Annotated in this window: 9 protein-coding genes; 2 read left to right on the top strand and 7 right to left on the bottom strand. The window is 38.6% G+C overall.

Annotated features, from left to right (window positions below):
• The 6 genes from rpsJ to AC22ZQ_RS10045 form a co-directional block, all read right to left on the bottom strand.
• On the bottom strand, positions 1-258 hold a 258-nt coding region (gene rpsJ, locus AC22ZQ_RS10070; RefSeq protein WP_318958657.1), incomplete at its 3' end, for a 30S ribosomal protein S10.
• 11 nt (positions 259-269) lie between these two features.
• On the bottom strand, positions 270-2405 hold the full coding sequence (fusA, locus tag AC22ZQ_RS10065; protein ID WP_318958656.1) for an elongation factor G: 2136 nt from the start codon (positions 2403-2405) through the stop codon (positions 270-272).
• A 10-nt stretch (positions 2406-2415) separates the two neighbouring features.
• On the bottom strand, positions 2416-2886 hold the full coding sequence (gene rpsG / locus AC22ZQ_RS10060; protein ID WP_318958655.1) for a 30S ribosomal protein S7: 471 nt from the start codon (positions 2884-2886) through the stop codon (positions 2416-2418).
• A gap of 18 nt (positions 2887-2904) precedes the next feature.
• The gene (gene rpsL, locus AC22ZQ_RS10055; RefSeq protein ID WP_090248821.1) at positions 2905-3279 is read right to left on the bottom strand and encodes a 30S ribosomal protein S12; all 375 of its coding nucleotides are present in this window, start codon (positions 3277-3279) and stop codon (positions 2905-2907) included.
• Between the two features lie 321 nt (positions 3280-3600).
• Entirely contained in the window at positions 3601-4188 is a 588-nt protein-coding gene (locus AC22ZQ_RS10050) for a sugar transferase (protein WP_318958654.1), read from the bottom strand.
• The gene (locus AC22ZQ_RS10045; protein WP_318958653.1) at positions 4188-5399 is read right to left on the bottom strand and encodes a DegT/DnrJ/EryC1/StrS family aminotransferase; all 1212 of its coding nucleotides are present in this window, start codon (positions 5397-5399) and stop codon (positions 4188-4190) included. Before AC22ZQ_RS10045 ends, AC22ZQ_RS10050 begins: the two co-directional genes overlap by 1 nt.
• Before the next feature lie 373 nt (positions 5400-5772).
• On the opposite strand from AC22ZQ_RS10045, the gene AC22ZQ_RS10040 reads away from it, so the two are divergent.
• Entirely contained in the window at positions 5773-6099 is a 327-nt protein-coding gene (locus AC22ZQ_RS10040; RefSeq protein WP_318958652.1) for a YegP family protein, read from the top strand.
• A gap of 114 nt (positions 6100-6213) precedes the next feature.
• Positions 6214-6918 (top strand): (d)CMP kinase, encoded by a 705-nt coding sequence (gene cmk / locus AC22ZQ_RS10035; protein WP_318958651.1) that lies wholly within the window; start codon positions 6214-6216, stop codon positions 6916-6918.
• A gap of 136 nt (positions 6919-7054) precedes the next feature.
• Here cmk and AC22ZQ_RS10030 read toward each other — a convergent pair.
• On the bottom strand, positions 7055-8605 hold a 1551-nt coding region (locus tag AC22ZQ_RS10030), incomplete at its 5' end, for an NAD(P)-binding protein (RefSeq protein ID WP_318958650.1).

Here is an 8605-nt window from a genome sequence, read left to right as displayed (position 1 = left end):
CAATGCATCTACTGTTTTAGATGAAGAGCTGTAGATATCTAACAATCTCTTGTATGATGATAATTCGAATTGCTCACGCGCTTTCTTATTTACGTGTGGAGATTTTAATACTGTGTAAATTCTCTTGTGCGTTGGTAATGGAATTGGTCCACTAACTACTGCACCAGTAGTCTTTACAGTTTTAACAATCTTCTCAGCAGATTTGTCTACTAAGTTATGATCGTATGATTTTAATTTGATTCTAATTTTTTGACTCATCTTACTTTAAATTAAGCTGTAACTTTTCCTTTAGCTTTTGCAATTACGTCTTCTTGAACGTTTCTTGGCGCCTCTGCGTAGTGAGAGAACTCCATAGTAGAAGATGCTCTACCTGATGAAATTGTTCTTAAAGTTGTAACGTATCCAAACATTTCTGATAATGGAACGTCAGCTTTAACAACTTTTGCACCAGCTCTATCATCCATACCTTTCATCAATCCACGACGACGGTTAAGGTCAGCTACAACGTCACCCATGTTTTCTTCAGGAGTAACAACTTCTAACTTCATGATAGGCTCTAACAATACTGGGTTAGCTTTAGGCAATGCGTGTCTGTATGCCATTTTCGCTGCAACCTCGAAAGATAAAGAATCTGAATCGACTGCGTGGAAAGATCCATCATTCAACTCAACTTTTAATGAATCGATAGGGTAACCTGCCAATACACCATTCTTCATAGCTTCTTTGAATCCTTTTTCAACTGAAGGGATAAATTCTCTTGGAACGTTACCACCTTTAATGTTGTTAATGAATTCTAAACCTAGTTTCTCTTCATCTGGTTGTGCAGAAATATTCACAACGATATCTGCGAATTTACCACGACCACCTGATTGTTTCTTGTAAGTTTCTCTGTGATCCGTAGATCCAGCGATTTTCTCTTTGTAAGAAACTTGAGGAGCACCTTCGTTTACTTCAACTTTAAATTCACGCTTTAAACGGTCGATCAATACTTCTAAGTGAAGCTCTCCCATTCCTGAGATTACAGTTTGACCTGAATCCTCATCAGTGTGAATTTGGAACGTAGGATCTTCTTCAGACAATTTGCTCAATCCAACTCCTAATTTATCAATGTCAGCTTGAGTTTTAGGCTCAATAGCTATACCGATAACTGGATCTGGGAAGTCCATAGACTCAAGAACAATTTGATCTTTTTCTCCACATAATGTATCTCCAGTTCTGATGTCTTTAAATCCAACACAAGCACCGATATCACCAGCTTCCAATAATTCAATTGGATTTTGTTTGTTAGAGTGCATTTGGAATAAACGAGAGATTCTCTCTTTCTTTCCAGTTCTTGTATTGTGAACGTAAGATCCTGCAGGAATAGTTCCTGAGTAAGCTCTTACGAAACATAAACGACCTACGAATGGGTCAGTAGCGATTTTAAATGCCAATGCAGCAAGTGGAGCATCGTTAGATGGTTCACGAGAAACTTCCTCATCAGTACCTGGCTTCATACCTACAACTGCACCTTTATCAAGTGGAGATGGTAAAAATGCCATAACCGCGTTCAACATTGTCTGAACACCTTTGTTTTTAAATGCAGAACCACACATCATTGGCTGGATAGACATGTTACAAGTAGCAACACGAATAGCATCCATAACCTCTTCAGTAGTGATTGATTCTGGATCTTCAAAGAACTTCTCCATTAATGCGTCATCAGACTCAGCTACAGCTTCGATCAATTTCTCTCTCCACTCTTGTGCTTCATCTACTAAATCAGCAGGAATATCAAACTCTTCGTAAGTCATCCCTTTATCTTCCTCGTTCCAAGAGATTCCTTTCATTGTGATCAAATCAACAACTCCAGCGAAATCATCCTCAGCTCCGATAGGAATCTGTAATGGAATAGGATTACCTCCTAAACGCTCCTTAACTTCATTGTAACATCTGAAGAAATCAGCTCCAGCACGGTCCATTTTGTTTACGAAACAAATTCTTGGAACTTTGTACTTATCTGCTTGTCTCCAAACTGTCTCAGATTGAGGCTCAACACCTGATGCAGCACAAATCAATGCTACAGCACCATCTAAAACTCTTAATGAACGCTCAACTTCAACTGTAAAGTCAACGTGACCAGGAGTATCAATAATGTTAATCTTGTATTCTTTCGTTTCAGGAACTGCTTGACCTTGAACTGTTGGATACTTCCAGAAACAAGTAGTTGCAGCAGAAGTAATTGTAATACCTCTTTCCTGCTCTTGCTCCATCCAGTCCATTGTTGCAGCACCATCGTGTACCTCACCAATCTTGTGACTAATACCTGTGTAATATAAGATACGCTCTGTAGTTGTTGTTTTACCAGCATCTACGTGCGCCATAATCCCGATATTACGTGTAAATGTAAGATCTCTTTTTGCCATGTCTTATATTTTAGAATCTGAAGTGAGAGAACGCTTTGTTCGCTTCAGCCATTCTTAATGTATCTTCTTTCTTTTTAAACGCAGCACCTTCTTCTTTAGAGGCAGCGATTATCTCGTTAGCAAGTCTTTGCGCCATTGACTTCTCGTTACGCTTTCTTGCGTATCCGATCAACCATTTCATCGCAAGTGACTGCTTTCTTCCTTCACGTACCGGAGTAGGAATTTGGAAAGTAGCACCACCTACACGACGGCTTCTAACTTCTACTGAAGGAGTTACATTGTGAAGAGCTTTCTTCCAAATCTCTAATCCTTCTTCTTCTTCAACTTTTGTATTTACGATCTCAATAGCATCGTAAAAAATCTTAAACGCAAGGTTCTTCTTCCCATCCAGCATCATGTTATTAACGAATTTAGTAACAACTACATCGTTAAACTTTGGATCCGGAAGTATCTGAATCTTTTTGGCCTTTCTTCTTCTCATCTCTAAAAAGCTTTAAAATTATTTCTTAGGTCTTTTTGCTCCATACTTAGAACGACGCTGAGTTCTTCCCTCAACACCAGCAGTATCTTCTGCTCCACGAACGATGTGGTAACGCACACCAGGAAGATCTTTTACTCTTCCTCCACGCACTAACACCATCGAGTGTTCTTGTAAGTTATGACCTTCTCCACCGATGTAAGCATTCACTTCCTTACCGTTTGTTAAACGTACTCTGGCTACTTTACGCATTGCCGAGTTCGGCTTCTTAGGAGTAGTGGTGTAAACCCTTACACATACCCCTTTACGCTGCGGACAAGAATCAAGTGCTGCTGACTTGCTCTTCTTTACCGGCGCTGTTCTACCCTTGCGAACTAACTGTTGAATAGTTGGCATATTTCTATTTATTATTTACAAAAAATTACTCCCCCAAACACACTTTGGGGGGTGCAAATGTACACAATTTAATTTATAAACCAATACCGAAATGAATAAAGTTGCTGATTTTTAACACAGTGCTGTTGAAAGTTATCAACACATGTGAATAGTGATTTTTGATTTTCGAGGTAAAAGTTTCACCTTCTTTCCTCCTTTGGATTTTCGATTTTTAACAAAAAATTGACAGCACCACTGTCAAACCCATCACTTATTGATTTTCAAAAAGTTATAAATCCTACCTAGAAAACGACTAAGATTTTCGTTCCAGAAGGTTTTACTTTATGAAATAATTTTCTTGAAAGTTGACCACATTATTTTCACATCTGTGGCTAAGGTAGGTTTTGCAATATACTTCATGTTCAAACGAAGTTTGGCCGGCATAACCTCCTCTACATAGGTCTTTTGAGGATCATCACTCTCCCCCAATATTCTATTTTCATCAAAGTATTCTAAGGAAGCATAATCTGTAATTCCTGGTTTAACTTCCAAGACTTTTGCTTGTTCGGGAGTATAGAGGTCTACATATTCTTTCACTTCTGGACGAGGTCCAACAATACTCATTTCCCCTTTTAAAACATTCAGGAATTGAGGGAATTCATCTAACTTGTACTTGCGTATAAATTGGCCTGACTTGGTAATTCGATTGTCTTTCATACCTATTGTAAGTCGACCTTGTTTGTCAGCATCTTTGCGCATAGATCGAAATTTGAACAAATAAAAAGGCACACCGTTTTTACCTATGCGCTCTTGTTTGTAAAAAACACCTCCTGCACTTTCTAAAGCTATCCATATAGACAGCAAAATACCGAAGGGAAGTATGCATAAAAGAATTACAATAGATACTACGATATCAAACAATCTTTTCATTACCCTAAAACTTTTTGAACGGCATTCCTCACCGCCTTTATCACCGTTTGTACTTGCTCATCATTTAAATCGAAATAAACAGGTAGCGATATCTCATTGGCATATTTATTCCAAGCCTCTGGGTAGTCTTCCATTTTATAACCACGCTTCTTATACGCCGTTAACAAAGGCAATGGTTGGAAGTGCACATTTACAGAAACATCTTGTTCAAAGATTTCCTGAATAATAGCATCACGTTGTGCTTCTGTCACATCCGCTATTCGTAGTAAATACAAGTGATAACTGCTTGTTTTATCTTCTGTTTTATACGGAGGTATAATAGCCCAAGCTTCCTTCTCAAAAGCTGATGTATAGGCCGCAAAGATTTGTTTTCTTCTTGTTAAGTTTTCCTCATAACGCGAAAGCTCTACCAAACCAATTGCAGCTTGCAAATCTGTCATGTTACATTTATAACCCGGTTCCTCCACATCATAACGCCAGTTTCCTTTTTGCGTTTTAGCCAAAGCGTCTTTCGACTGACCATGAAGAATCAATGTATTGAATTGCTTGTAAATATCGTCGTGATCGAAACCTTCAGGCATATTGAAACATACTGCTCCACCTTCTGCGGTCGTCAGATTTTTAACTGCGTGAAAAGAGAAAGCTGTTATATCCGCGCAAGCACCTATGCGCTTACCTTTATATTCTGCACCAAATGAATGCGCAGCATCCGAAAGCAACAATATCCTTCCTAACTGTTTTTGCAAATCATTCGCAGGTTGGAATTGTGCCTTTACCTCTTGACTATTGACTACTTCGTATATTTCGTCAAAGTCAACCGGAAAACCACTAATATCCACTCCCATTATCGCTTTGGTATTCGGAGTAACGGCAGCTTTAATAGCATCAACACTTGCGTTAAAATCTTCTTTATTTAAATCTACCATTACAGGAGTAGCTCCTGTGTGCACAATAATATTTGCTGATGCACAATAGGTATAAGCTGGAATTATCACCTCATCACCTGGGCCTATACCCCACCAACGAAGCACTACTTCCATTCCGTTCGTCCAAGAACTAACGCATAAGGTCTTCTGTGCACCCGTGTAATCAGTTATCTCCTGTTCAAACTTTTTTGTACGCGGACCTGTAGTAATCCAACCACTCAACAAAGCCTTACTTACTTCATCAACAACTGCCTGATCTATCCTCGGCGGAGAAAATGGAATCATATACCTTTCAATTTGCGACAAAAATAGGTATTTAGACTTTTAGACAGCTAGGTTTTTAGACATTTAACTAGAATATTAACGATCCTACTCTTTGGATTAGGAACTAATGAGAATCAACTTATCCTACTCCTTAACCATACAAACTCCTTCTTAAATTCCCCTTTCGTTAAAATGAAAACGCACTACGATAAACAAGACTCATAGGTACACATCAGTACATAAATTCACAATTCTCAAATTGAGGCGAACACTGCACTTGCACTTAAAAGCTGTAGAGCGACATTTATCAATTTCGGATGACTTTTCTAATGATCTATGAAGTAAATGTAATTCAGATTCTATAATTTAAGGAGGAATCTTAAATTTTACAACTATGGGTTACTTTAAACTTTTCCAATCTGAGAAAAACAACGATTGGTACTTTAATTTAAAAGCAGGAAATCACGAAATCATTTTATCTAGTCAAGGATACAGTTCCAAGTCAGGAGCTGAAAACGGAATAGAATCTGTGAAAAAAAATGGTGGAGAAGACGACAATTTTGAGCGCAAAGAAGCAAAAAATGGTCAGTTCTACTTCAACCTAAAAGCAGGAAATGGACAAATCATAGGATCTAGTGAAATGTACACTACAAAAGCAGCTCGAGATAATGGTATTTCGAGCGTAATGAAAAATGCTCCAGACGCCGAAATCAAAGAATAGGCAAACGATTTAAAGACACTAAAAGGCTTTCGCTACTTGCAAAAGCCTTTTTTGATGCATTGAATATTGAAGTTTGCACCTTATATTCGCACTTATCCCATTTAAAATTCAATCATGAAAAAGTTAACAATAGCAATAGACGGATATTCTTCTTGTGGAAAGAGCACCTTGGCCAAAGCTTTGGCGAAAGAATTGAACTATATCTTTGTAGATACAGGCGCCATGTATAGAGGTGTGAGTTTATATGCGATTGAAAACGAATTGATCTTGGATGGAAAAATCGCTGAGCACGTCTTGATTTCTCGTTTACCTGAAATTGATCTGAGCTTTGAGTTCAACGAGAAAGAGCAAAAACCTGAGTTGATACTCAACGGTAAAAACGTGGAACACAAGATTCGAACTTTAGAGGTATCTCAAGTAGTCTCTCAGGTAGCCAAGATAAGTGAGGTAAGATCTTTCTTAGTGGACAAGCAACGCAAGATGGGTGAAACCGGTGGTGTTGTTATGGACGGGAGAGACATAGGTTCTGTGGTTTTCCCGAATGCTGAATTGAAACTTTTTGTAACAGCTGCTCCAGAAATTAGAGCTGATAGACGTTATAAAGAATTGCAAGCAAAAGGCGAAGAAGTGAATTGGGAAGATGTTGCTGCCAACTTAAAAGAAAGAGATGAGTTGGATACTTCAAGAAAAGAAAGTCCGTTAATACAAACCGACGATGCTATAGTATTAGACAATTCTAACCTTACTCCTGACGGTCAATTAGAATTGGTACTGAAATGGGTAGGAAGAATACAAAACGGACATGTGGTTTATGAGTAAACTTTGTTTGGAGTTACCCTAGAAAGTATAGGATTGCTGATGGTATTTAACAGGTTCATCTGTGGAGCAATATTTACAAGAACCAAACTTACTTATCCAAAAGTAGTTGTACTCAACATTTTGAAAACGTAGCTCTTTAAGACTGCAACTTTCTCACTGCCCGTATCCCAGAATCCAAAGCTTCAAAAAACAAGGGTAAATTACCAGTATCTACACCTGCGTAGGTAAAGTTTTGTACCGGTCGGTTTTGATTCCAATCGTTCAAAAGGTAGCCAGGTTTGGGCAAAGGCATGGCATGACCGAGTATATTCACATTGACATACTTTAACTTTTCGGGATAATTCTCTCCTAGACTTTCTTTGAGGTAGGCTATTGTTTGTTCTATAATTCCACTCGGATCTTTTTCAAAGGCGATTAACTTTTCCCTTTCCTCCGGTGAAAAACAATAGTAAGCTGTTAGCACATCGTACTTCTCTATATAATCAAATTGAGCACGAGAGTCAGAGAAGCCCATGAAGTTTTTGTTTTCTCCTATAAAGTCGTTTTGCCAAAAGACATTTTCTACTTTTTCTTTTGGTCGCGGATGAACAAAGTTGATACTTACCCAAGCACTTGCTTCCGCCATGAGTTCTGGTCGGTGAGCTCTAGGAAAGACATACTGCAAACTGTGTTTTTGTCCGGCATAAACGATTTGCTTTGCTTTGAACAGCTCCACTTGATCTTTTTCAAAGTTATATGCCTTTACTTCAAAACCATTCTCTGTTTCTTGGATATGTGCCGCCAAAGTATTGAGGTGAATATTTTGGTAATCACTCAAGCCTAACAGCTTTTCTACAAAGTAAAGGTTCCCCTCTGGTGGAGAAAGTAATTCTGGTGATTGACTATAATCTCTACACATATAATAGTGTATACCTGCAATAGCCGATACCTCTTTAGAAGTTCCACCCCAATCGTCTAGCATTTGATAATCTACAGCTCTAATGAATTCGTCAGAGAAAGAATGTTGCTGCATTAACCAAGTATGAAAATCAAGATTATTTAAAGCATGTAGTTCTTGTGGAATGAGTCGGGTGGGCATAGGCATTTTCCCCAAATACGGCTGTAAGAGTTTTTCAAACACAGGGAGGTCTTCGAAGTCCGACAAAGGTTCGTGCACACGTTTTCCGAAACGTATACAAGTACTTTCCTTTTTAGGATCTATAAGATATTGGGCATCTACAAAATGGTATTCCTTGGTAAATTCGTTCTGTTCTATAACTTGAGCTATTTTCAAAAGCGCCAAGGCATCTTTACCATAATAAGAAGGATAAATTAAATCGTAGTGTGCCCCTTTCGCAAAACGGGCAGATTTAAAATTACCTCCTCCTGCACTTCCTCCCAAATAAGAATTGGTTTCAAGCAAAGCAACGTCTTTTCCTTCTTGCTGGGCTGTTACATAAGCAGCCACTCCTGCCACTCCTCCCCCTATAATTAAAAGTTCATTTTCGAAAGTAGCAGCCACCGGTTTACTCAACTGCTCGCGCAAAACATGTCCGCGCAAACGATTACTATCTACAGCAACATCATACCCTTCTTCCATCTCAGGTATACTGCACGCACCAAAAATCAAAGGGATACTTCCAAGTCCCGTTAATTGAATAAACTTTCTTCTTTCCACAGCATCCAAAGATAATTGAGTCTTTGAGAT

This window comes from Lishizhenia sp. (assembly GCF_057456495.1).
The sequence above is the reverse complement of the archived record's forward strand: the minus strand, read 5'-3'. Positions and strand labels throughout refer to the sequence as shown.